We start from the raw sequence: 23333 nt of genomic DNA, 5'->3' as shown, positions 1-23333 counted from the left end.
GGAACAGCGGCCGGGCAGGGCCCTGTCCCACTTCACCCGCATTCAACGCATTGGAGCAGCGACATGACGCTCGCCGAGCGCGCCCGCCGGGTCATCCCCGGAGGGGTCAACAGCGGCCAGCGCAGCATCCCCGGACTGACCGACCTGGTGATCGCCCGTACCGAGGGGTCCCGCTTCTGGGACGTCACCGGCCGGGAGTTCACCGACTACCACGCCGCCTTCGGTCCCCCACTGCTCGGTCACAACGACCCCGACGTGGCCGCGGCGGTCGCCGGCGCCCGTGTCTCGCTCGGGCTGACCGGCGTGGCCGTCACCGAGGGCGAGATCGCCCTGGCCGAACAGCTCGTCGAACTGGTCCCGTCGATGGAGAAGGTGCTGCTGACCAGCACCGGCAGTGAGGCGACGTTCCACGCGCTGCGCGTGGCGCGCGCGGCGACCGGACGCCGGCTGGTCGTCAAGTTCCAGGGCTGCTACCACGGCTGGCACGACTCGGTGAGCCTCAACGTCATCTCCGCGCCGGACCGGGTCGGCAGCCCCGACCCCACCTCCACCGGCATCCTCCCGGAGGTGCTGGCGGCCACCCTGGTGCTGCGCTTCAACGACGTCGAGGCGGTCCGCCGGGCCTTCGCCGACCACGGGCAGGACATCGCCGCGGTCATCCTGGAGCCCGTCCCGCACAACGTGGGCGCCCTGCTGCCCACCGACGCGTTCCTGCGCACCCTGCGCGAGGAGTGCACCAAGGCCGGCAGCGTCCTGGTCTTCGACGAGGTCATCACCGGTTTCCGGCACGCGCTCGGCGGCTACCAGTCCATCGCCGGTGTCGTCCCCGACCTCACCACCCTGGGCAAGGCCATCGCCAACGGCGCCCCAGTCGGCGCCATCGGCGGCCGGGCCGACCTCATGGACCACTTCAGCTCCCGGCCCGGCGGCCCGGTCTTCTTCGCCGGCACCTACAACGGCCACCCGGACGTGGTCGCCGCCGCGCTGGCCACCATCCGCAAACTCCGCGAGGAACCGGTGCACGAGCACGTCTTCCGGCTCGGCGACCGGGTGCGGGCCGGACTCACCGAGCTGTACCGCACCCTGGACGTGCCCGCCGTGGTCACCGGCTACGGCTCGGTGTTCGTCAGCTACTTCATGTCCGGCCCCGAGCCACGCAGTTACGACGACCTGCTGGCCAACGACACCGCCCTCTTCGTCGGCTACCGGCGCCGCCTGATCGACGAGGGCGTGTTCGAACTGCCGCTGAACCTCAAGCGCAGCCACCTGTCGTACGCGCACACCGACGCGGACGTGGACCGGCTGCTGACGGCGACCGAGACCGCCGTACGGCACGCCCTCGCCGAGGGCGGCGCCGATGACCTGGAGAACGCCACGACCATGGGCGGAGCGCTGCGCTGATGCTGACCGTCGACACCAGCCGTCCGGCGGGCCCCGCCGGCCGCATCACCCGGGTGGAGACCCTGGCCCTGGGCACCGCGTGGCGCGACTTCGGCTACGTACGCCTGCACACCGACGAGGGACTGACCGGCGTCGGGGAGATCACCCATCCCTACCGGGTACAGGAGACCTGTGCCCTGGCCGAGGCGATGGGCCGCCGCCACCTCGTCGGCGCCGACCCCTTCGACGTGGAGGAGCTGTGGCTGCGCCTGTACCAGGGCGACTTCCTGCGCGGCGGCGACATCGGCGGGATCGTCGTCTCGGGCGTCGACCAGGCGCTGTACGACCTGATGGGCAAGGCCCTCGGGGTGCCCGCGTACCGCCTCACGGGCGGCGCGACCCGGGACCGGGTGCGGGTGTACGCCAACGGCTGGTACACCGGGGAGCGCACACCAGAGGTGTTCGCCGCCAAGGCCAGGGCTACCGTCGCCAAGGGCTACACCGGTCTCAAGCTCGACCCGTTCGGTGCCGGGCTGCACGAACTCGACCGCTTCGAGCTGCGCCGTTCGCTGGCGCTGGTCGAGGCCGTCCGCGAGGCGATCGGCCCGGACGTCGACCTCTACATCGAGGGGCACGCCCGGTTCGCGATGGGCACCGCCCGCCGGCTGGTGCACGAGCTGGCGCCGTACGACATCGGCTGGTTCGAGGAACCCCTGCCGTGGACCCACATCGAGCGCTACGCCGAACTGCGCGCCCAGGCACCGTTCCCCATCTCCGGCGGGGAGCACTTCCACAACCGCTACGAGTACAAGCCGCTGTTCGCCACGAACGCCGTCGACATCATCCAGCCGGACCTGTCCATGGCGGGCGGCTTCACGGAACTCCGCAAGATCGCGGCGCAGGCGGAGGCGCACGGCATGACGGTCGCGCCGCACAACTCCAACTCCCCGCTGTGCACCACCGCCTCGGTGCACGCCGCGCTCGGGCTCACCAACTTCACCGTCCTGGAGACCTTCGACGGTCTGCTGGAGCCGTACGTCTTCGAGGCGGTCAAGGGCGCCCTGCCCGTCGTGGACGGGCACATCGGGCTGCCCGACCGGCCCGGTCTCGGTGTGGAGCTGGTGGACGAGGTGTTCGCGGAGCACCCGCCCACCCATCTGTTCTGGAACATGTTCGCCGAGGGCTGGGAGAAGAGGAACCGCACGTGATCGTCGACGTCCACTCACACCTGTTCCGGCACAGCCACGACTTCGACGACACGTTCCGCGCCGAGTCGGCGCGGGCGCACGCCGGCGAGGTGGACCTCACGGTGCGCTGGGAGGACTACGCGGCGACCGCACCGCCCGGCACCCGCACCATCGTGGTGGGCGGCAAGGCGCGGCGCAGCGGCCTGTGGGTGGACGACGCGGCGGTCGCCGCGTACGTCGCGCGGCGGCCCGACCGGCTCATCGGCTACCTCGCCCTGGACCCGACCCAGCCGGGCTGGCAGGACGAACTGCGCCACGGCCACCAGGAGCTGGGGCTGCGCGGCATCAAGCTGATGCCGATGTACGCCGGGTTCGACCCGGCTGCCGAGGAGTACGACCCGCTGTACGCGTACGCCGAACGGCACGGGCTGCCGCTGCTGGTGCACACCGGCACCACCTTCGTCTCCCAGGCCCGTCTGGAGTACGCGATGCCGCGCCACCTGGACGAGGTCGCCATCCGTCACCCCGAGCTGCGGATGGTCCTCGCCCACCTGGGCCACCCCTTCGAGGGCGAGTGCATCGCGGTGATCCGCAAGCACCCCCACGTGTACGCCGACATCAGCGCGCTGCACTACCGGCCCTTCCAGCTCTGGCACAGTCTGCGCCTGGTCCAGGACTACGGGGTCTGGGACAAGCTCCTGTTCGGCAGCGACTATCCCTTCACCACCGTAGACGCCTCGATCGAGGGCCTGCGCCGGATCGCCGCGATCCCGGGCATCCCCGGGCTCGACCCGCTGGACCGCGACGCGGTGGAGGCCCTGATCCACCGTCCGTCGCTCGACCTGCTGGGCCTCGGCTGACCCGGCGCGCCGGGACCGCCGCACGACAGGAGACCACTCATGGACCGCTTCGACCTGACCGGACGCACCGCACTGGTCACCGGCGCCGCCCGCGGCCTGGGCCGGGCCTTCGCCATCGCGCTCGCCGAGGCGGGCGCCGGTCTGGTCCTGACCGATCTGCCCGGGACGGCCGACCTGGAGGTGACCGCGGCGCGGATCGAGGCGCTGGGCCGTCCGGTCCACGTCCTGCCCCAGGACCTGAGCCGCACCGGCGAACTGCGCGGCTTCGCCGACCGGGTGCGCGCGGCGGGGCCCGTGCACATCCTCGTCAACAACGCCGGCGTCGCCGCCCTGGAGCGCTTCAACGAGATCACACCGGAGAGCTGGTACCGGGTGATGCGGGTCAATCTCGACGCCGTGTTCTTCCTCAGCCAGCGGATCGCCGAGCACATGGCGGCCGACCGGGTGGCCGGCCGCATCATCAACATCACCTCGAAGAACGCCCTGGTCGCCGAGGCGGGCCTGGCCCACTACAACGCCTCGAAGGCGGCCGTCGACCTGCTCACCCAGACCCTCGCCGTGGAGCTGGCGCCCCACGGCATCACCGTCAACAGCATCGCGCCCGGCATGGTGCACACCCCCATCGACGGTGAATTCCCCTTCGACCGCGAGGCGTTCGAGGCCGCGTACCGGGAGCGCATCCCGCTGGGCCGGTACGCCGATCCCGAGGAGTGCACCGGGGCGCTGCTGCTGCTCGCCTCGGACGCCGGCGCCTACCTCACCGGCACCCGCATCGTCGTCGACGGCGGTGTGCTGGCCGACCAGATGCCCCGTACCCGCTTCATGCCGCCCTACCGCTCCACCCTCACCACCGAGACCACCGAGACCACAGAGACCACAGAGACCTCTGAGACCACCGAGACCACCGAGTAGCGCACCGCGACGGCCGAGCAGTGCTCCGCGCGGGCACGGCACCGGACAAGGAAGGCTTCCACCGCGATGAGATCCGACGGCACGGCCCACGAACCCGCAGGACCCGCCCCGGGCGCGGCCGACGCCGGCCGGCCGCGCCCCGCACCCGGCTCGCGCCGCAGCCTGCTGAGCGCGGGCGGACTGGGCGCGGCCCTCGCCGCCACCGCCGTACTCGCGGCGCCGGGCACCGCGTACGCGGGCCACGGGACGGCGGGGACGGCCGAGGTGACCGGCGCCGACACCGTGGCCGCCCTGCTCGCCCTGCCCTCCAGGAACCGTACGGACGGCGAACGGGCCGTGGTGGCCGGCTACCACACGCCGGGCGACGGGGGCGGCATGGCGCTGCGCTGGGACGCCCGCTCCACCGCCGCCCACAACGGCGGGACCGTGCTGACACCCGACGACCGCCCGGCCCGCGGCCGGTGGCGCCAACTCCACGACGGTGTCCTCGACTTCCGCCGATTCGGGCATTTCGACGCGTCGCGCCCGGCCGACGACGCCCTCGACGCCCTGCTCCGCGACGACACGGTGCACCGGATCGAGGCCCACACCGACCTGCTGTTCCGGCGTCGCCACACGGTCGGCCGGTCCCGTCTGGAGTTCGACTTCGGCGGCCATGAGGTGCACACCGGCGGCATGGAGAAGAACACCCACGACAATCCGTTCGGGGCGCTGCTGTACTGCGCGGGCATCCCGACCGGCACCGTCGTCCGGTACGCCCTGGCCGCGAAGGTCGTCGAACTCACCGACTGCTTCCCCGTCCCGGACTCGACCGCCTTCACGGTCGGTGAGTGGTGGAGCCTGCGCGGCGACGAGGTGTCCGGCGGCGGAGCCGACGAACGCGAGTTGCAGAAGCTGGTGCAGATCACCGAGATCGTCGACGCCACGCGGGTCCGGGTGAACTACCTCAACGGCTGGGAGCTGGCGGCGGGGCGTACCGTCACCTGGACCCGGGTCCGCCCGGTGGAGCGGGTGCACGTGCGCAACATGGTCTTCCTCGGCGCCGGGCAGGACACCGGTGCCGTCGACGACGAGTACTCCGGGTCGCATCCGGTCGCATACGAGTACGCGGTGGACTGCGACGTGTCCGGGATCCACGCCACCGGCACCTTCTGGCCGGTGATCATGCGGCGCTGGTGCACCCGGTTCCGCACCGAGAGCTGCTCGCTGAAGAACCCGCCCACCGTGATGTACGGCGGGGCCGGCTACCTCACCCAGCAGATCTACTGTCTCTACGGCCGGGTCGCCGACTGCACCACGAGCAATGTCCGCCACCTCAACGACCTGACCGCGTCCGCCTACTGCCATGTCGTCAACTGCCACGGTGACGGCGACGACGAGGGCGGAAACCCCTTCACCACCCATGGGCAGTACGAGCACGACCTGGTCTTCGAGGGCAATTCCGGCCTGATGGACATCGCCAACTCCGGTGCCCAGTGGGGTATTTCGGCGAAGCGCATCACGGTGCGGGACCACGTCTGCTCCTGGTTCACCGCGAACACCAGGATCACCGATCTGACGTTGGAGAACGTCAAGGTCGTCCCTCGTCCGACCTTCGACTCGGACGGCACTCTCGTGGTGAACGCCGACGGCGCGCAGCTGAGGGGGTGCAGCGCCAGGTCCTTCGCGCTCGCCCAGCGCTCCAGCCGCTCCGCCCGCCCCACCACGGTGACCGACTGCGTCTTCGCCCCGCCCGCCGGCAGTGTGCTGGTGCAGACTCCGGTGACCAGTGCGGTGCACTTCGTGCGCTGCGTCCTGACCGGCCTGGACGGCAACGTCCTGCGCGGCTCGGGCCAGGTCGTCCTCACCGACTGCACCCTCACCGGAGCCGACGACCACGCCGCGGCCCCGCTCCAGGTCGGCGCGTCGGAGCTGCGCATCGAGGGCGGCACCCTCAGCGGCACCGGGATCGTGCTGACCGCCGTACGCGACCAGCGGATCAGTGCCGGCGGTGGCGCCCGGCTGGCCGGCGGCAACTCCGGCGGCGCGCTGCTCGACCGGGCCCCGGGGCAGGACGCCGCCACCGTCGTCTGGGATCTCGACGGCATCCGCAGCACCGCCGCGGCGGGCGTCGCGCATGTACGGATCGGCTCCGGCACCAATCACTACGCGGCGGTCGGCGCCCGCTTCGAGGGCGGCACGCTGGAACTTCGCCCGGAGGCGTTCGCCGGTGACTCCACCCTGCTGCACACCGCCTGCACCGAGCGGGACGTCACCCGTGCGGCGCTGCCCGGCGACGGCGAACGCGTCCGGGTGGCGGACAACCTCGTCGTCTGAACGGTCCGCCCCGCCCCCTTCATTCAATTCACCCCATTCACCCGACATCCACCCGACATTCCCTCGATTCATCTTATTCATCTGATTCATTCAAGAAAGGCACCGTATGCAGTTCCGGACCGCGACCCCGGACGACGAGGTGTCGCTGGCGCACCTGTGGCACACCGCGTTCGGCGATGCCCCGGTGCTCGCCCTCTGGCGCTGCGATCCGGGCCGGCACGACCGCACGTTCGTCGCCGTCGAGGACGGCCGGATCCTGTCGGCCGTGCACTGCCTGCCCCGGCCGATCCGGTCCGCCACGGGCACGGTGGAGCGGGTCGGCTGTGTCGGCAGCGTCGCCACGCTCCCCCGGGCGCGCGGACGCGGCCTGGTCAGACGGCTGATGACGGCGGCGGCCGAGGCGATGACGGCCGACGGGTGCGCCTGGTCGCTGCTGTTCACCGGGACGCCGGAGGTCTACCGGTCGGCCGGCTGGGAGACGTTCCCGGCGCCGTCCTGGCACGGTGTCCTCCCGGCCGCCGTCGCCGTCCCGGGACGCCCCGGCATCCGGACCGCGGGCCCCGACGACCTGCCCCGGCTCATGGCCCTGCGCGCACGGTTCGACCGGGAACGGCCACTGACCACCGTCCGTACCGAGGAGGACTGGCGCTGCCGGATCCCCCGCTGGTACGACGACTCGTGCCTCACCCTGGTCACCGAATCCACCGGAGCAGGAGGTACGGCTCAACCGGGCGGCTTCGCGGTCGCCCGGCTGCCCGCACACCGGACCGAGATCGTGGAGATCGCCGTCACCGGCCCCGCCCCGGCCGCGACCGCCCACGCCCTGCTGGCCGCCGTGGCGGCCCGCGCCCGGACGGCGGGCCGCACCGAGGCCGTCGTACGGCTGCCCGACGTCCCGGAGGTGCGGGGCGCGGTGCGCCGGCTGCTGCCCGCGGCCGAAGCGGTCACCGAGTACACCGGCATGGCCCGTCCCCTGCTCGCGCCGCGCGAAGCCGTCCGGGCCACGGTCACCGCGCCCGGCGCCGTCCACTGGTTCGGCGACTCCTTCTGACCGCCGCCCCGCCGCGCCCGGCCGATGGCAGACTCGGCCGTTGGAGCCGCGTGTTCCAGGGTCTCGTGACCCGTGTGCGGACCGTCGAGGAGGGGTGGCCGGGATGGAGCGGACAGCGATGGACCTGCGGACCTACGCGGTCCGGGCCCGGACCGGGCCGTGCTTCGTCTGCGCACAGGTGGCCGGGGATCCGGGGTACCGGCACGAGGTGGTGTACGAGGACGAGGCCCACCTCGCCTTCCTGGACCGGTGGCCCACCCTGCCCGGCAAGGTACTGGTGGCGCCGAAGGCCCATGCCGAGCATGTGGTGCGGGACTTGGACGAAGGGGCGTTCGGCCGGCTCATGGGTGTGGTGCACCGGGTCGCCTCGGCCGTGGAGGCGGTCTTCGCGCCGGAGCGGACGTATCTGCTCTCGCTGGGCAGCCAGCAGGGCAACGCCCATCTGCACTGGCACATCGCGGGGCTGCCGCCGGGAGTGCCCTACGAGCGGCAGCAGTTCCACGCGCTGATGTCGGAGCACGGCGTGCTGTCCCCGACCCCGCAGCAGCAATCGGAGACGGCGGCCCGGCTGCGGGAAGCCCTGGCCGCTCGCTCCCGCTGACGGCCGCTCCTGCACCCGGCGCGCGGCCCTTCACGCCGCCTTGTCCGCCGCCCCGGCAGGGGCGGAAAACCGGCTGACCGTGGCGAGCGGCGCGTGCTTGCATGGGGGCATGGTGTCTGCCGACCGCTTGCTCGCCTTCGCCGCGATGTCGTTCGTGCTGATCGTCATTCCCGGGCCCAGCGTGCTGTTCGTCATCGGGCGGGCACTGGCGCACGGGCGGCGCGCGGCCCTGACCACCGTCCTCGGGAACACACTGGGGGCGTATGTGCTCGTCGGGGCCGTGGCACTGGGGATCGGCGCCGTCGTGGAGCGCTCCGTCGTCGTCTTCACGGTGCTGAAGCTGGCCGGCGCCGCCTACCTGGTGTACCTCGGCGTCAGGGCGTGGCGGCAGCGTGGCTCCCTGCGGGCGGCGTTCACCGCGGACGAGGCCGGCCGGGGGAGCCTGCGCACGCTGTGGGAGGGGTTCGCGGTGGGGGTGGCCAACCCGAAGACCATCGTGTTCTTCGCGGCCGTCCTGCCGCAGTTCGTCGAACCCGGCCGGGGCCATGTGCCGGCCCAGATGCTGCTGCTCGGAGTGGTCTTCAACATCATCGCCATCGCCTCGGACAGCGTCTGGGGTCTGGTCGCCGCCACCGCGCGGGACTGGTTCGCCCGCTCCCCGCGACGGCTCTCCCTGGTGGGCGGAGTCGGCGGGCTCGCGATGATCGGACTCGGGGTGACCGTGGCCGCGACGGGCCGCAAGGACTGACCGCGCGGACCGGGACCGGGCTGCCGAGGGGGACAGGAAACCCATAGTTCCGTGATATGTATCACAGCCACTCCGGGAATTAGCCCTCTGCGATAGTAGGCACCGGTCCGGCGACATTCTGGATTTGTCCGTCTTGGTATCTGTGTCCGCCCCGCCCGGAAATGGGCCGTCCTCGCTCGCTCCGCGTACTCACCGGATTCTTTGCAGCAAATGGTTTCTGACGGGTCGACGGCTATCGGGACGGTCCGTGAAATGCGGGCCTGCACGGCTGCAATGTCCTGACAAGAGGCGTGCCACCTACGAGGTGCGGTAGTACCGAGGCCCTTTGCGCCGCAAATGAATCTCTCCTGAGAATCGACGCGCACGACATCGCCGCCGTCCGGGGGCGGGTCCACGCAGCGAGCCAGCCGCGCAAGGGGCGCTCGGCGATCACCGAGTGAGGTCACGCATGGGGAACCATCGCAAGAACAACACATACCGGCGCATACTCGTCGCCGCCCTCGCCGTGGGCGTGGTCGGCGTACCGTCCGCCGCCATGGCCCGCGCCGACTGGGCGAGTCCGGGCGGCTCGGGTCAGCAGTCCGGCAACGCGGCGAACGCCGCGGGGACGAGTTGGTGGAGCAACGGCAACTGGCATCGGGACTGGAACCAGGGCGCGAACCAGCAGTGGCCCGCCCCCGGGGGCGGCGGCCAGGGCGGGGCGGCAGGCCGGCCGCCGGCCGGTGGACCGCAGGCACCGGGCAGTGGGCCCCAGGCCCCCGGCGGTGCGCCGCAGGCACCGGGCAGTGCGCCCGAGCAGCCCTCGGCCGGTGCGCCCGAGCAGCCGACCGCCGCGCCGGACACGTCGCAGACCGGCGCCCCCGAACCCGGGAGCCGGCCGCAGTCGAAGCCGACGCGGCACCACCACTGGAAGCCCAAGCCGCCCAGCGAGCCGGCCCCCGAGCCCAGCTCGTCGACGGCCGCGCCCGCCCCGAGCGACACGCCCGCGGACTCGCCGAGCCCGTCGGCGACGGACTCGCCCAGCCCGTCGGCCACCGACACCGGGTCCGCGACCGCCGACCGCATCCTCGAACTCGTCAACGCCGAACGCGGCAAGGCGGGTTGCTCGGACCTCAAGCTCAACGACACCCTGACGAAGGCCGCACAGGCGCACAGTGACGACATGGCGGCCCACAAGAACATGTCGCACACCGGGTCCGACGGGACCTCCCCGGGCGACCGCATCACCAAGGCCGGCTACACCTGGAGCGCCTACGGCGAGAACGTCGCCTACGGTTTCTCGACTCCCGAGCAGGTGATGTCGGCCTGGATGTCCAGCCCCGGCCACAAGGCCAACATCCTCAACTGCGGCTTCAAGGAGATCGGTGTCGGTCTCTCACAGCCGGGCAGCTACTGGACCCAGGACTTCGGGACCCCCAAGTAGCCGACGAGGAGTCCGCAGGCGGGTGGCCGACGCGATGCCGTCGGCCGCCCGCCGCGACACCAGTCACCGGTCCGCCATTCGCTCCGCCGGCCCGGAAGCTGTTCGGCTTGTCATGGACCTTGCCGAGAGGTGATCGGACCTCTAATTTCCCAGGCATGTCTGAAGAGTCGCGTTTCATCTCCCGTAGAACCACCCTGAAGGCCAGCGCCCTCGCGGCTGGCAGCGCAGCGTTAGGCGGGGCGGCTTCCGGTCTTGCCCAGGCCGCCCCCCCAAGAGTCATCGGATGTCTCGGCAGCGACTGTCCGGCCAGTCCAGCCCTCCGTGCTGTGGTACACGGCACCGGCCGCGGACTGGGAACGCGAGGCGCTGCCCATCGGCAACGGCGCACTGGGCGCCATGGTCTTCGGCACCGTCGCCTCCGAACACGTCCAGTTCAACGAGAAGACCCTGTGGACGGGCGGCCCGGGCTCCGCACAGGGCTACGACCACGGCGACTGGCGCACCCCGCGCCCCGGCGCCATCGAGGCCGTCCAGGACGACCTCGACCGCCAGGGGCGGCTCACGCCGGAGGCCGTCGCCGGCCGGCTCGGCCAGTCGCGCGTCGGCTTCGGCGCCCACCAGACCTTCGGCGACCTCCATCTGGACCTCCCCGGCACCCCGGCGGCGAACGACTACCGCCGCGAGCTCGACCTCGACAACGGCGTCGCGGCGGTCGCCTACACCGACGGACAGGTGCGCCGGAGACGGGAGTTCTTCGCCTCGTACCCGGACGGTGTGATCGTGGGACGGCTGGCCGCGGACCAGCCGGGCCTGGTGGGCTTCACCCTGCGCTACTCCTCGCCCCGCAAGGACTTCACGGCGACCTCCGCAGGCGGACGGCTGACCGTGCGCGGCACGCTCGCCGACAACGGGCTGCGCTTCGAGGCCCAGGTCCAGGTCCGCAGCTCGGGCGGAACCGTGTCGTCCGGCGCCGACGGCACGGTCACCGTCACCGGAGCCGACAGCGCCTGGTTCGTGCTCGCGGCCGGCACCGACTACGCCGACACCCACCCCGGCTACCGCGGCGCCGACCCGCACGCCGCCGTCACCCGCGCCGTCGACCAGGCGAGCGGGTACCCGTACGACGCGCTGAAGGCCCGGCACGTCGCCGACCACAGCGCCCTGTTCGGCCGCGTCGCTCTCGACATCGGCCAGTCGTCCCCGCCGGACGTCCCCACCGACCGGCTGCTCACCTCCTACAGCGGCGGCGCGAGCCCCGCGGACCGCGCCCTGGAATCCCTTTTCTTCCAATACGGCCGCTATCTACTGATCGCCTCCTCGCGGGCCGGCTCGCTGCCGGCCAATCTCCAGGGCGTCTGGAACCAGAGCACCACGCCCCCCTGGTCGGCCGACTACCACGTCAACATCAATCTGCAGATGAACTACTGGCTCGCCGAGGCCGCCAACCTCCCCGAGACGACCACCCCGTACGACCGCTTCGTCGAGTCCATGCGCGCACCCGGGCGGCACACGGCGCAGGAGATGTTCGGCTCGGCCGGGTGGGTCGTGCACAACGAGACCAACCCGTACGGCTTCACCGGCGTCCACGACTGGGCCACCTCCTTCTGGTTCCCGGAGGCGGCGGCCTGGCTCACCCAGCAGCTCTACGAGCACTACCGGTTCGGCGGCTCGACGGACTACCTGCGCACCACGGCCTACCCGGTGATGAAGGAGGCCGCCGAGTTCTGGCTGGACAACCTGCGCGCCGACCCGCGCGACGGCAGGCTCGTGGTCACCCCCAGCTACTCCCCCGAGCACGGCGACTTCACGGTCGGCGCGGCCATGTCGCAGCAGATCGTGCACGACCTGTTCACCAACACCCTGGAGGCCGCCGGCATCCTCGGCGACTCGGCCGCCTTCCGGCAGCGGGTCGAACAGGCCCTGGCCGCTCTGGACCCCGGCCTGCGCATCGGGTCCTGGGGCCAGTTGCAGGAGTGGAAGGAGGACCTGGACGCCCCGACCGACGACCACCGGCACGTCTCCCACCTGTTCGCGCTGCACCCCGGCCGGCAGATCGAGCCGGGCACCGCCTGGGCCGAGGCCGCCAAGGTGTCGCTGACCGCACGCGGCGACGGCGGCACCGGCTGGTCGAAAGCCTGGAAGATCAACTTCTGGGCGCGGCTGCGCGACGGCGACCACGCCCACCGGATGCTCGGCGAGCAGCTGAAGTCGTCGACGCTGCCCAACCTCTGGGACACCCATCCGCCGTTCCAGATCGACGGCAACTTCGGTGCCACGTCCGGGGTGGTGGAGATGCTGGTGCAGAGCCAGCACGGCGTCGTCGAGATCCTCCCCGCGCTGCCCGCCGCCTGGTCGGACGGCTCGGTGCGCGGGCTGCGCGCCCGCGGCGGTGCGGTCGTCGACATCGACTGGGTGGACGGCAAGCCCACGCAGGTGGCGATCACCGCCACCCGCACCCGCCGGCTGACCGTGCGCAGTGCCCTGCTGAAGCACGGCGAGACGACGCTGAAGGCGGTCGCGGGGCGCCGCTACGAGTGGCGTTGATCCGTCCTGGCGGCCGGGCCAGCGGAACTCCGGGGACGACGGACCGGCCCCCGGACCCCGGTCCCCCGTCGGCGTGAGGGCCGGGATCCCGGTGACGGCCGGGGCGCCGACGGCCCCGCCACCGCCCGCCGTCGCCCCGGGCACCTGCCCGGGGCGACGGCCTTGTTCGGGACGGATCAGGGGACGAGCTGCCACTGTTCGAGGTAGCCCACGTCGATCGAGGCGTGGTCCTGGACCCGCAGCTTCCACGTTCCGGCGACGGGCTGCGCGGAGGCGTCGAGGGTGAAGGTCTGGTCCACGTTGTCGGCCGCGCCGCCGCTGCGGTTGAGCAGCGAGTAGACGGTCCCGTTCGGACCGACCAGGTCGACGGTCAGGTCGCCCCGGTAGGTGTGCACGATCTTGACGTAGACCTGGGTGGTGGCGGAGGCGTTGCCGGTCCGGCCGGAGACGGTGATCGAGGACTCCACCGCCGCGCCCGCGTCCGGTATGTCGACCCGGGTGGCGTTGGCGAAGATGTCGGCCACCCGCCAGCCGAAGGAGACGGTGGCGCTCGCGCCCGTGTCGTCGGTGACCGTCAGGGTCACGTCACTGGTGCCGATCGTGGTCGGGGTGCCGGAGATCAGTCCCGTGCCGCTGATGGAGAGGCCGTCCGGGAGTCCGGTCGCCGTGTAGGTCAGTCCCGCACCGGTGTTGGTGGTGAACGCGTCCGCCTGGAGGGACACCTCCTGCCCGACGCCGCTGATCTGGTCCCCGACGGGGGCCACGTTGACGCCCGGTGCGATCCGCCGGCCCACGTTGATCGCCGCCCACGCGTCGGCCACGGCGAGGTAGGTGGGGCTGTAGGCGCCGAACAGGTCGCCGGCCGCCTGGAGCGTCGCGGTGCGGGCGCCCGCGTAGTCGGTGGACGACGTCATGTACGTGGTGAGGGCGCGGTACCAGATGCGCTGGGCGTTGTCGATGCCGATGCCGGTCACCGGCAGGCCGTCGTAGGTCGGGCTGTCGTAGGCGACCCCGTTCACGGTCTTCGCGCCGCTGCCCTCGGACAGCAGGTAGAAGAAGTGGTTCGCCGGGCCCGAGGAGTAGTGGACGTCGACGCTGCCGAGCGTGGAACTCCAGTAGTCGCGGGAGACGCCGTCCTTCGAGGGCTCGTCCATGTAGCGCAGCGGGGTGCCGTCGCCGTTGATGTCGATCTTCTCGCCGACCATGTAGTCGGGCACGTCGGCGGTGAGATCGGCGTGGAACTCCACCGCGGCGGCGAAGATGTCCGAGGTCGCCTCGTTCAGACCGCCGGACTCGCCGGAGTAGGTGAGGCCGGCGGTCGCGCTGGTGACGCCGTGGCTCATCTCGTGCGCGGCCACGTCGAGCGCGGTCAGCGGGTTGGCGTTGCCGGAGCCGTCGCCGTAGGTCATGCAGAAGCAGCTGTCGGACCAGAACGCGTTGACGTAGTTGTTGCCGTAGTGGGCCCTGCTGTAGGCGGCCACTCCGTCGTCGCGTATGCCGTTGCGGCCGAAGACGTCCTTGTAGTAGTCCCAGGTCGCGGCCGCTCCGTAGGCCACGTCGACGCCCGCGGTCTGACGGTTGCTCTGGGTGCCGTCGCCCCAGACATCGTTGTCGTCCGTGAACAGGGTGCCGGTACCGGAGGTGCCCTGGTTCAGGTCGTAGGTGCGGTGTCCGGCGCGGTCGCCGTCGACGAGTTGGTACGTCGAGCCGGAGAGCGTGGTGCCGAGCGGCACCGTGCCGTTGTACTGACCGGTCCCGGTCCCGGTCTGGACACCCTCGAAGCTGTCAAGGCGCTTGCCCGAGACGGCGTCGGTGACGACGTGCAGCTCGCTGGGCGTTCCGTCGCGCTGGACGCCGCCGACCACCGTCTCCCAGGCCAGCGCGGGCTGGCCGGCCGCGGCCCAGACCACGAGGCGCGGGGCGCGGTCGACGCCGGGGCGCACCGTGCGGGCCTCGGTCGCGGCGGCGAGTGCCTTCGTGCGCACCGTGGCGGCGGAGACCTTCGGTGTGGTGGTCGGCACGGCGAGGTCCGCCCCGGTCGCCTTCGACACCGTCAGCCGACCGCCGTCGGCGTGCACGACCAGGTCGCCGCCGAGCACGGGCAGACCGTCGTAGGTGCGCTCGTAGCGGGTGTGGGTGGTGCCGCCGGCGTCCTGCACGACGTCCTTGACGACGAGTTTCTCCCCGGCGCCGAGGCCGAGCGCCTTCGCGGTGGACGCGGCGGACGTGGTGGCGCTCCTGAGCAGCGCGGCGCGCTTCGCCGCCGAGAGCCGCGCGGGGGCCGCGGCGGCCCGCGGGACGGCATTGATCTTCGCCGGGCCGCCGCGGTCGGCGGCCACGGCGGCGGTGCCCTGCACACCGGTGGCGAGCAGGGCGCTCACGGCGGTGAGCACCAGGGCGGCGGTGCATCTGGAACGGGTGGGGTGACGGTCCTGCCGGAACAAGGGCGTTCTCCTTCTGTGAGGGCGGTCTCGGTGGAGACCGGGAGACCGGGAGAGCGGGTCGGGCCTGGTACGGCCGTCCGGCGGCGCGCGGGTGGACGGGGCACCGCAGGAAACGGCGGCTGTGCGGCCCGCCTGCGGAAGTGCCCCGTGGACAAGGTGTGAAGGTGCGTTCAGCAGAGTGACACTTCACCCACTGAACTGTCATGCCTAGAACAACCTTACGGCTCAAAATGGCCGCTCCCGACTGCCGTTCGACCGCTCGGGCCACTACTTTTCGGCCGGACACGGCCGCACCCAGCCGGACACGACCTGCACGCGCACGGCCGGACACCCCGTGGCGGGTCCTGGCCCCTGCCGCGGACGGCCGGACACGGCACGGCGGCCCGGACATCGAGGAGTTCTGGGTGTCGGGGGCCGCGGCCCGGTGCGAAATGCCCTATGAGGCGTGCCGTATCGGCGGCCCGCACGCGGGGCCGGTCAGCCGGATCCGCCGACCGCCGCGGGGTGGAGGTCGCCGCGCCGCCGGCGCGGCCGCGTCGTCGTGGCGACCGGCGGCATGGACCCGTTCACCGCCGCGGCCCCGGTCGCTCCCGGGGCGCCGGGCCCGACACCGCCGACGGCAGCGGGAGGGTGGGGCGGGCGGACGCCTCGCGCCGTCAGGACGCCGGGCCGATCGCCGACGGGCCGCCCGCGTCCACGTGCGGAAGCGCGAGATGCGCCAGGTCACGAGGTGGGGGCGAGGTGATCGGCCACAGTGGGGCGGCGGAGCCGTCGGCGAGCGCGGCCGGCGCGTCGGTGAGGTTCATGCGGTCGCGCAGCCGGCCGTAGAAGTCCATCGGGCCCAGCCGGACCGCACGGAGCCGGCGCGGGGACGCGTACACACCGATCCAGTCCCCCGGGTCGAGGACCCCGCGCAGTTGTCCGTCGACGCTCACCGCGGCCCGGCCCGAACGTTCGAGCACGCGCAGCGCGATGGGTTCGTCGGGCGCGGCGACGACCGACCTGTTGAACGCCATGTGCGGGGCGACCGGCGTGAAGATCAGGGCGTCCGCGCGCGGCGAGACGACGGGGCCGCCCGCGGCGAAACTGTAGGCGGTCGAACCCGTGGGGGTGGCCACCAACAGCGCGTCGGCGGAGTAGGACGCCAGGAGCCGGCCGGCCAGATACACGCCGACGGACACCTGCCGGTCGCGGGCGAGCTTCTCCAGTACGACGTCGTTCAGCGCGGTGACGTCCAGGGCGACGCCCCACTCGTCGCCGCTCTCGCAGTCCACGCGCACGCGGGGCGGTGGCAGCAGGGGGCCTCGGCCGTACCGCAGCAGCGCCTCCATGCCGGCGGGCACCTGGAGGCGGCAGGAGGCCCGCAGGGCGAGCAGCATGCGGTGCTCGACGTTGATCCGCCCGTCCAGGACGGCGTCCAGCGCGGAGCACACAGCCGGGGCGGGAACCTCGGTGAGGAAGCCGACCCGGCCCAGATCGACGCCGAGGACCAGGGCGTCGTGCTCCGCCGCCAGCCGGGCACCGCGCAGAAAAGTGCCGTCGCCGCCGAGGGTCACGATGAGATCGGGGTCGCCCGCGGCGGCGATCTCCTCGGCGACGCCGTGCCGCCCGCCGTCGTGCCACACGTCGATGTCCGCACAGCGCACGTCGTGCTCCGCTCCCCACTCGCGGACGGCCTGTGCGGCCTGTGCGGCCTGTGCGCGTCCACCGTGGACGACCAGGCCGATCCGGCTCACGGTCATAACCGCCTCCAGGGACACGGGGCCGACGGGGCCGCGCCGACACGGCGCACCGGGCAGGGTCACCATCGAGCCTGCCACGTCATCGCATGCCACGCCGCCGGACGCCGCCCGCGCCGCGGCGGCCGCCGCGTGCCTCGGGCGGTCGCCGCGGGCCTCGGCGGTCGCCGCGGGCCCCGGCCGGCGGTCGCCGCGGGGTCCCGGCGACCGCTCAGCGGGCCAGGTACTCGGACAGCCCGGTCAGCAGCCGGTCGACGTCCTCCGTGTCGTTGTAGGGCGCGAGCCCGATGCGCAGACCGCCCGAGTCGCCGAGGCCGAGGCGCCGGGATGCCTCGACGGCGTAGAACGAGCCCGCCGGTGCGTGGACGTCACGCTGTGCGAGGAAGTGGTAGGCGTCCGTCGTGCCACGGCCCTCGAACGTCAGCAGCAGGGTGGGGGTGCGGTCGGCGGCCCGGGAGTGCACCGTGACGCCGTCGAGCTGGGACAGCCCCTTGTCGATCCGGGCGCGCAGTGTCCGTTCGTGGCCCTCCAGTGCCTCGTACGCGGCGGCCAGGCGCTCGCGCCGCGATCCCGTGGCCCGCGGGTCGAGGCCGGCGAGGAAGTCGACCGCCGCGCGGGTGCCCGCGAGGAACTCATAGGGCAGCGTGCCCAGTTCGAACCGTTCCGGGACCACGTCGGTGGCGGGCTCCAGCTTGTCGGGGCGCAGGCTCTCCAGCAGTTCCGGCCGGGCGGCGAGCACCCCGTGGTGGGGGCCGAGGAACTTGTAGGCCGAGCACACGAAGAAGTCCGCGCCGAGCCGCGCCAGGTCGACCAGTGTGTGGGCGCAGTGGTGGACGCCGTCGACGTAGGTGAGCGCCCCGGCGTCGTGCGCCAGGCGGGAGATCCCGGTGATCGCGGGACGCGTGCCGATCAGGTTGGAAGCGGCGGTGACGGCGACCAGCCGGGTGCGTTCGGAGAGCACGGCACGGATGTCGTCCACGGTCAGTTCGCCGGTGGCGGGGTCGAAGTCGGCCCAGCGCACGGTGGCGCCGGCCCGCGCGGCGGCCTGGACCCAGGGGCGGATGTTGGCGTCGTGGTCCAGGCGGGTGACGACCACCTCGTCCCCGGGCGCCCAGGTCGCGGCGAGCGTACGGGAGAAGTCGTAGGTGAGTTGTGTGGCGCTGCGCCCGAAGACGATCCCGGACGGCTGCGCGCCGAGGAGGTCGGCCATGGCCTGACGGGCCCCGGTGACCAGGGCGTCCGCGTTGCGCTCGCCGGGCGTCTGCCGGCCCCGGTTGGAGAGGGGCTGTGCCAGCGCGTCGCCGATGGCCCTGATGACGGCCTGGGGGGTCTGGGTGCCGCCTGGTCCGTCGAAGTGAGCGATCCCCGCGTCCAAGGCGGGGAACTCGGCGCGGAGGGCGCTGATGTCGTACGTCACGTAGGGCTCCTGTGGGTGCGGGCGGAATCGCGGGCCGTCGGCGGAACACGGTCCTGGCGACCGTGCGGGTCCGTGGGAGGGCGGAGGTCTCGGTGCGCGGTCGGGGACGGACGGTGGCGGGCCTGGGGGGCGGTGCACCGGTGGGGCGGACGGCCGGTGCGCGAGTTACGGACGGCGCGCGGAGGTACGGACGGACACGGCGCGGTACGCGGGTGCGGACGACTGCCACGGGTGGGGACGGGCTGGCCGCAGGCGCGGACGGCTGCCTGCCACGGACGGGCAGGCCGCGAATGCGTGGATGCGCGCGGCCGCCGACCGGGACGGACCGGCGCGCCGGTGCACGTCGCCCGCACGGTGCCTACGCCCGCGCGGCCCTCACTTCGAGCTTCTTCGTCTCCGGCACCCCGTCCGAGGCCGCGGCCGGGGCCGGGCCGGCCGCCGCCCGCGGCGAACGCAGCCGGTCGCGATGGGTCCGGGCCGCCGCCATCAGCGTGTCCAGCGCCCCACGTGTGCGGATGAGGTCGTCGATGTGCTCGGAGAGCCGGTCGCGTTCCTGGGCCATCCGCTCCAGCGCGGCGTCGGACGTCTCCTCGCTGGGCGAGTCGACGCAGGGCAGCAGTTCGGCGATGGTGCGGCTGGAGAGTCCCGCCGCGTACAGCCGCTGGATGAACGAGACCCGCTCGACCTCGCTCTCCGTGTAATGCCGCTGGCCGCTGGCGCTGCGGGAGCTGGTGAGCAGCCCCTGGTCCTCGTAGTAGCGCAGGGACCGGACGCTGACCCCGGCCCGCGACGCCAATTCCCCGATGCGCATGCCGCCTCCCGGCTGTGAACCGTCACACAGAACTTGCCTCTGACGTCGATGTCAGGTTCTAGCGTAACCACCGTGCCCGTCTCCGGGCACCACGCACCACGCACCACAGTGCACGAAGCACCAAGGAGACTCGACGTGACAACCCTCTTCACCGGCTACCGGCTCGGCGGACTGGCTCTGCCCAACCGTGTGGTCATGGCACCGATGACCCGGGTACGGGCCGCCGTGGGCGGTCTCGCGACGCCCTCGATGGCACGCTACTACGCCCAGCGGGCCACGGCGGGGCTCATCGTCTCGGAAGGGGCGCAGCCCAGCCTGATCGGGCAGTCGAACCCCGGTACGCCGGGGCTGCACAGCGCCGAACAGGTCGCGGCCTGGCGCACGGTGACCGACGCCGTGCACGTCAACGGCGGCCGGATCTTCGCGCAGATCATGCACGGCGGACGGGTGTCCCACCCGGACACCACCGGGCACCGGCCCGTCGGGCCGTCCGCCGTGCCCGCGGTCGGCGACGTGTTCACACCCACCGGGCCGCAGCCCGCGCCCGAACCACGCGCGCTGGCCACCGACGAGGTGCCCGAGCAGGCGGAGTCGTACGCGCACGCCGCGCGGCGGGCCGTCGACGCGGGCTTCGACGGTGTGGAACTGCACGGCGCCAACGGCTATCTGATCTCGCAGTTCCTCTCCACCAACGCCAATCTGCGCACCGACCGCTACGGCGGCTCGGCGACCCACCGGATCCGGTTCGCCGTCGAGGCCGCCGCCGCGACCGCCGACGCGGTGGGCGCCGCCCGTACCGGGATCCGCCTCTCCCCCGGCGGCGGGTTCTGGGGCGTCGAGGAGACCGACGTCGTCGAGATGTACACCGCGCTCCTGGCCGAGCTGGCCCGCCTCGGACTCGCCTACGTCCACCTCGAAGCCACCGCCGACGACGAGACGCTGCTGCGGCTGCGCCGCGCCTGGCCGGGTGCCCTCATCATGAACCCGGTGCTGCCCATGGGCCCCCGGCAGACCGACCGGGCCGCGGCCGACCGCTGGCTGGGCCTCGGCGCCGACCTCGTCAGCTTCGGGCGGGCCTTCATCGCCAACCCCGACCTGGTCGAGCGGCTGCGCACCGGACTCCCGATCGCCCCCGTCGACGAGACCACCTACTACCAGGGAGGCGACGCCGGCTACCTCACCTACCCCGCCTACCGGCACGCGGCCTGACACGTCCGCCCCCCGAACGGCGTGCCCGGCCGGTCCGGTAACGGCTGTCCGGCGCGGCACACCGGGTGCCCGCCGGGCGTGTGGCCGATACTGGCGACGACGGGGCAGGCGGGCGGGCCGGCCGCAGGAGGTGCGCGAGCCTATGGGAAAACTGGGCGGCGCCCGGCCGGCGAGGCTCCTGGCCTGGCTGCGCGCGCACGATCCGGATCTCGCGGCGACCCGTCGGGCCGGGCGCACCGCCCTGGTCATGCCCGCCCTGTTCGCGCTGTGCAACCGGGTGATCGGGTCGTCCCAGATGGCGACCTTCGCCGCCTTCGGGTCCTTCTCGATGCTGCTGCTGGTCGATTTCTCCGGTCCGATGGTGCAGCGGCTGCGGGCGCACCTCGGTCTGGCGGCGGCCTGGGCGGTGCTGATCTGCCTGGGCACGGTGGTGGCCCGGATGACCTGGCTCGCGGTGGCCGTCATGGTGGTGACCGGCTTCCTGATCCTGTTCTCGGGTGTCGTCAGCTCCGTGCTGGCGGGTGCGACGACCGCGCTGCTGCTGGCGTTCGTCCTCCCCGTGACCTCGCCGGCGCCGTTGTCCCAGCTTCCCGTCCGACTGGCCGGAGCGGGGCTCGCGGCACTGGCCGCCCTGCTGGCGATCTCCTTGCTGTGGCCCCGGCCCATCGCGGACCCGCTCAGTGCGCCGGCCGCACGGGTGTGCCGTGCGGCGGCGGCGCAACTGCGGGCCCATGTCGCCCGGTCGGCGGGGGCGGCGGACGCGCCGACCAAGCGGCACTGCGACGGGCTCGGCGCGCAGACCGCCGCGGCGGCCGCCGAGTTGCGCTCCGCCTTCGACGCGACTCCGTACCGGCCCACCGGTCTGTCCGTCGGCTCGCGCGCCGTCGTCCGCCTGGTCGACGAGCTGACCTGGCTCACCGCCATCGTGGGACACAGCGCGCGGCCCGCAGCCGACTGCCGTCACTGCGACACGGAGGCGCACGCCGTGCAGCGGGCCGCCGCCACGGCCCTCGACCGGGCCGCCGCCCTGCTCACCGAGCCACGTGCCGCACCGGACTCGCTGCCCGCCGCCGTGACGGATCTCCGCAAGGCCGTGCAGGGCCTGGAACTCGGCGCCACCACCCGGCTGCCCGTGCACCACCCGCCCGGCACCGAGTCCGAGGTCCGCGCCTTCCTCGGCACCCTGGACGTGTCCTTCCGCGCGCAGGAGCTGGGGTTCGCGACCCTACAGATCACCGGCAACGTCCAGGTGGCCGCGGCGGCGGAGCGACGGAGCTGGCGGGAGCGGCTGCTCGGCCGTGAGCCCTGGGCACTGACCGAGCCGCTCGCCGCCGCCCGGGAGCGGGCCGCCGCCCATCTCCAGCGGCACTCGGTCTGGCTGCACAACAGCCTGCGCGGCGCCCTGGGGCTCGGCATCGCCGTCGCCCTGGCCGACCTGACCGGCGTCCAGCGTTCGTTCTGGGTGCTGCTCGGCACGCTCTCGGTGCTGCGCTCGAACGCGCTCAGCACGGGGCAGAACGCGATCCGCGCCCTGGCCGGCACCATCGCGGGATCGCTCGTCGGCACGGGGCTGCTGCAACTCATCGGCCACCACGGCACCGCGCTGTGGCTGCTGCTGCCGCTCGCCGTGTTCGTCGCCGGTGTCGCCCCGGCCGCCATCTCCTTCACGGCGGGTCAGGCGGCCTTCACGGTGACGCTCGTCGTGCTGTTCAACATCGGCAGGGACCCGGACTGGCACATCGCGCTGCTGCGGACCCAGGACATCGCCCTCGGCTGTGCGGTGAGCGTGCTGGTGGGGCTGTTCTTCTGGCCGCGCGGCGCGGCGGCCGCCGTGGACCGGGCGCTCGCCACCGCGTACACCGACAGCGCCCGGTATCTGGCCGAAGCGGTGGAGTACGCCGTGGGCAGGTGCGGCGGGCCGGCGGTCACCGCCGACGCCCCGCTGGAGGCGGGTCGCCGGGCGGCCGCGTCGGCCCGGCGGCTCGACGACGCCTTCCGCAGCTATCTCGCCGAGCGCGGCCCCAAGCACGTCCCGCTGGCCGACATGACCACGCTGGTCACCGGCATCGTCGGACTGCGCCTGGCCGCGGACGCGGTGCTGGGCCTGTGGCGGCGGGCCGGTGCCCCGCCCGCCGAGGCCGACCGGGCCGCCGCCCGGCCCGTGCTGCTCCGTTCGGCCGACCGGGTGACCGGCTGGTACCGGGAGCTGGCCGCGTGCCTCGACGACGGGTGCCCGGTGCCCGAACCGCTGCCGCCCAGCCGGGAGTTCGCGGCCGGTCTGGTCGCGTCCGTGCGCCGCGATCTGCTGGACGAGCACGGGCGGGCCTCCGACACGGCGGTCCGCATCATCTGGACCGCCGACCATCTGACGGCGGCCCGGCGCCTCCAGCCCGGACTGGCCGCCGCCGCGAAGAGATACGCGGACTGAGCACACCCCGAGCGCACACCCCGAGCGCACACCCCGAGCGCACACCCTGAACGCACACCCTGAACGCACCGCGAGCCCACCCGAAGGCCCCGCGGCCCGACGTCAGGGCCGGTCCGCGGGCGCGTGCCGACCACTCACGGTGCCGTCACGGTGTGGCCGGGTGCCGTCACGGGAGGTTGCGGGCCATGACGACCCGCTGGACCTGGTTGGTCCCCTCGTAGATCTGCGTGATCTTCGCGTCCCGCATCATCCGCTCCACCGGA

Annotated in this window: 17 protein-coding genes; 12 read left to right on the top strand and 5 right to left on the bottom strand. The window is 73.0% G+C overall.

Translation table 11 applies throughout. The annotated features are described in order from the left end of the window. Window positions 1-63 precede the first annotated feature (63 nt). From ACFC09_RS06540 to ACFC09_RS06495, 10 genes are all read left to right on the top strand, one after another. Window positions 64-1401, top strand: a complete 1338-nt coding sequence (locus tag ACFC09_RS06540) for an aspartate aminotransferase family protein (protein ID WP_376524451.1) — start codon at window positions 64-66, stop codon at window positions 1399-1401. Beyond that, a complete protein-coding gene (locus ACFC09_RS06535) occupies window positions 1401-2588 on the top strand; it encodes a mandelate racemase/muconate lactonizing enzyme family protein (RefSeq protein ID WP_376524449.1) in 1188 nt (395 codons plus the stop codon). The genes ACFC09_RS06540 and ACFC09_RS06535 overlap by 1 nt, the downstream gene beginning before the upstream one ends. Further along, window positions 2585-3427 carry an amidohydrolase family protein gene (locus ACFC09_RS06530; protein WP_376524448.1) on the top strand — a complete coding sequence of 281 codons (843 nt, stop codon included), beginning with the start codon at window positions 2585-2587 and terminating at the stop codon, window positions 3425-3427. Before ACFC09_RS06535 ends, ACFC09_RS06530 begins: the two co-directional genes overlap by 4 nt. A gap of 39 nt (window positions 3428-3466) precedes the next feature. Next, complete coding sequence (locus ACFC09_RS06525) at window positions 3467-4339, top strand: SDR family NAD(P)-dependent oxidoreductase (protein ID WP_376524446.1); 873 nt, start codon at window positions 3467-3469, stop codon at window positions 4337-4339. Between the two features lie 66 nt (window positions 4340-4405). Continuing rightward, entirely contained in the window at window positions 4406-6655 is a 2250-nt protein-coding gene (locus ACFC09_RS06520) for a peptidase C14 (RefSeq protein ID WP_376524444.1), read from the top strand. 106 nt (window positions 6656-6761) lie between these two features. Then, on the top strand, window positions 6762-7706 hold the full coding sequence (locus ACFC09_RS06515) for a GNAT family N-acetyltransferase (RefSeq protein ID WP_376524443.1): 945 nt from the start codon (window positions 6762-6764) through the stop codon (window positions 7704-7706). A 103-nt stretch (window positions 7707-7809) separates the two neighbouring features. Next, window positions 7810-8307 carry an HIT family protein gene (locus tag ACFC09_RS06510; protein WP_376524442.1) on the top strand — a complete coding sequence of 166 codons (498 nt, stop codon included), beginning with the start codon at window positions 7810-7812 and terminating at the stop codon, window positions 8305-8307. 109 nt (window positions 8308-8416) lie between these two features. Further along, window positions 8417-9055 (top strand): LysE family translocator, encoded by a 639-nt coding sequence (locus ACFC09_RS06505; protein ID WP_376524441.1) that lies wholly within the window; start codon window positions 8417-8419, stop codon window positions 9053-9055. Window positions 9056-9503: 448 nt separating this feature from the next. Beyond that, the gene (locus ACFC09_RS06500) at window positions 9504-10478 is read left to right on the top strand and encodes a CAP domain-containing protein (protein ID WP_376524439.1); all 975 of its coding nucleotides are present in this window, start codon (window positions 9504-9506) and stop codon (window positions 10476-10478) included. 321 nt (window positions 10479-10799) lie between these two features. Continuing rightward, window positions 10800-13022, top strand: a complete 2223-nt coding sequence (locus ACFC09_RS06495) for a glycoside hydrolase N-terminal domain-containing protein (protein ID WP_376524438.1) — start codon at window positions 10800-10802, stop codon at window positions 13020-13022. A gap of 176 nt (window positions 13023-13198) precedes the next feature. Here the strand turns inward: ACFC09_RS06495 and ACFC09_RS06490 are convergent, their stop codons facing one another. The 4 genes from ACFC09_RS06490 to ACFC09_RS06475 all read right to left on the bottom strand — a co-directional run bounded on the left by ACFC09_RS06490 (window position 13199) and on the right by ACFC09_RS06475 (window position 19433). Further along, window positions 13199-15466: a M4 family metallopeptidase gene (locus tag ACFC09_RS06490; RefSeq protein WP_376524436.1), complete on the bottom strand. Its 2268-nt coding sequence runs from the start codon at window positions 15464-15466 to the stop codon at window positions 13199-13201. Between the two features lie 656 nt (window positions 15467-16122). Then, entirely contained in the window at window positions 16123-17208 is a 1086-nt protein-coding gene (locus tag ACFC09_RS06485; protein ID WP_376524434.1) for an NAD(+)/NADH kinase, read from the bottom strand. Between the two features lie 208 nt (window positions 17209-17416). Then, the gene (locus ACFC09_RS06480) at window positions 17417-18622 is read right to left on the bottom strand and encodes a cysteine desulfurase-like protein (protein WP_376524433.1); all 1206 of its coding nucleotides are present in this window, start codon (window positions 18620-18622) and stop codon (window positions 17417-17419) included. Window positions 18623-18980: 358 nt separating this feature from the next. Next, entirely contained in the window at window positions 18981-19433 is a 453-nt protein-coding gene (locus ACFC09_RS06475) for a MerR family transcriptional regulator (RefSeq protein ID WP_376524431.1), read from the bottom strand. A gap of 135 nt (window positions 19434-19568) precedes the next feature. Between ACFC09_RS06475 and ACFC09_RS06470 the strand changes: the two genes are divergently transcribed. Both ACFC09_RS06470 and ACFC09_RS06465 read left to right on the top strand, forming a co-directional pair. Further along, window positions 19569-20642, top strand: coding sequence for an alkene reductase (locus ACFC09_RS06470; RefSeq protein ID WP_376524429.1), 1074 nt, complete (start codon window positions 19569-19571; stop codon window positions 20640-20642). A gap of 142 nt (window positions 20643-20784) precedes the next feature. Further along, window positions 20785-23070 carry an FUSC family protein gene (locus ACFC09_RS06465; protein WP_376524428.1) on the top strand — a complete coding sequence of 762 codons (2286 nt, stop codon included), beginning with the start codon at window positions 20785-20787 and terminating at the stop codon, window positions 23068-23070. A gap of 166 nt (window positions 23071-23236) precedes the next feature. Here the strand turns inward: ACFC09_RS06465 and ACFC09_RS06460 are convergent. Next, a partial coding sequence (locus ACFC09_RS06460; protein ID WP_376524717.1) for an acyl-CoA dehydrogenase family protein occupies window positions 23237-23333 on the bottom strand: 97 nt, incomplete at its 5' end.

This window comes from Streptomyces sp. NPDC056161, assembly GCF_042268025.1.
Lineage (GTDB): Bacteria > Actinomycetota > Actinomycetes > Streptomycetales > Streptomycetaceae > Streptomyces.
Note: the sequence above shows the minus strand (reverse complement) of the source record. Positions and strands in the feature narration are given on the sequence as shown.

Excerpts from the sequence above, each read along its gene's own strand:
- ACFC09_RS06510 (WP_376524442.1), top strand. The coding sequence starts at position 7,810 with ATGGAGCGGACAGCGATGGACCTGCGGACCTACGCGGTCCGGGCCCGG.
- ACFC09_RS06465 (WP_376524428.1), top strand. The coding sequence starts at position 20,785 with ATGGGAAAACTGGGCGGCGCCCGGCCGGCGAGGCTCCTGGCCTGGCTG.
- ACFC09_RS06525 (WP_376524446.1), top strand. The coding sequence starts at position 3,467 with ATGGACCGCTTCGACCTGACCGGACGCACCGCACTGGTCACCGGCGCC.
- ACFC09_RS06535 (WP_376524449.1), top strand. The coding sequence starts at position 1,401 with ATGCTGACCGTCGACACCAGCCGTCCGGCGGGCCCCGCCGGCCGCATC.
- ACFC09_RS06515 (WP_376524443.1), top strand. The coding sequence starts at position 6,762 with ATGCAGTTCCGGACCGCGACCCCGGACGACGAGGTGTCGCTGGCGCAC.
- ACFC09_RS06485 (WP_376524434.1), bottom strand. The coding sequence starts at position 17,208 with ATGACCGTGAGCCGGATCGGCCTGGTCGTCCACGGTGGACGCGCACAG.
- ACFC09_RS06540 (WP_376524451.1), top strand. The coding sequence starts at position 64 with ATGACGCTCGCCGAGCGCGCCCGCCGGGTCATCCCCGGAGGGGTCAAC.
- ACFC09_RS06475 (WP_376524431.1), bottom strand. The coding sequence starts at position 19,433 with ATGCGCATCGGGGAATTGGCGTCGCGGGCCGGGGTCAGCGTCCGGTCC.
- ACFC09_RS06505 (WP_376524441.1), top strand. The coding sequence starts at position 8,417 with ATGGTGTCTGCCGACCGCTTGCTCGCCTTCGCCGCGATGTCGTTCGTG.
- ACFC09_RS06520 (WP_376524444.1), top strand. The coding sequence starts at position 4,406 with ATGAGATCCGACGGCACGGCCCACGAACCCGCAGGACCCGCCCCGGGC.
- ACFC09_RS06500 (WP_376524439.1), top strand. The coding sequence starts at position 9,504 with ATGGGGAACCATCGCAAGAACAACACATACCGGCGCATACTCGTCGCC.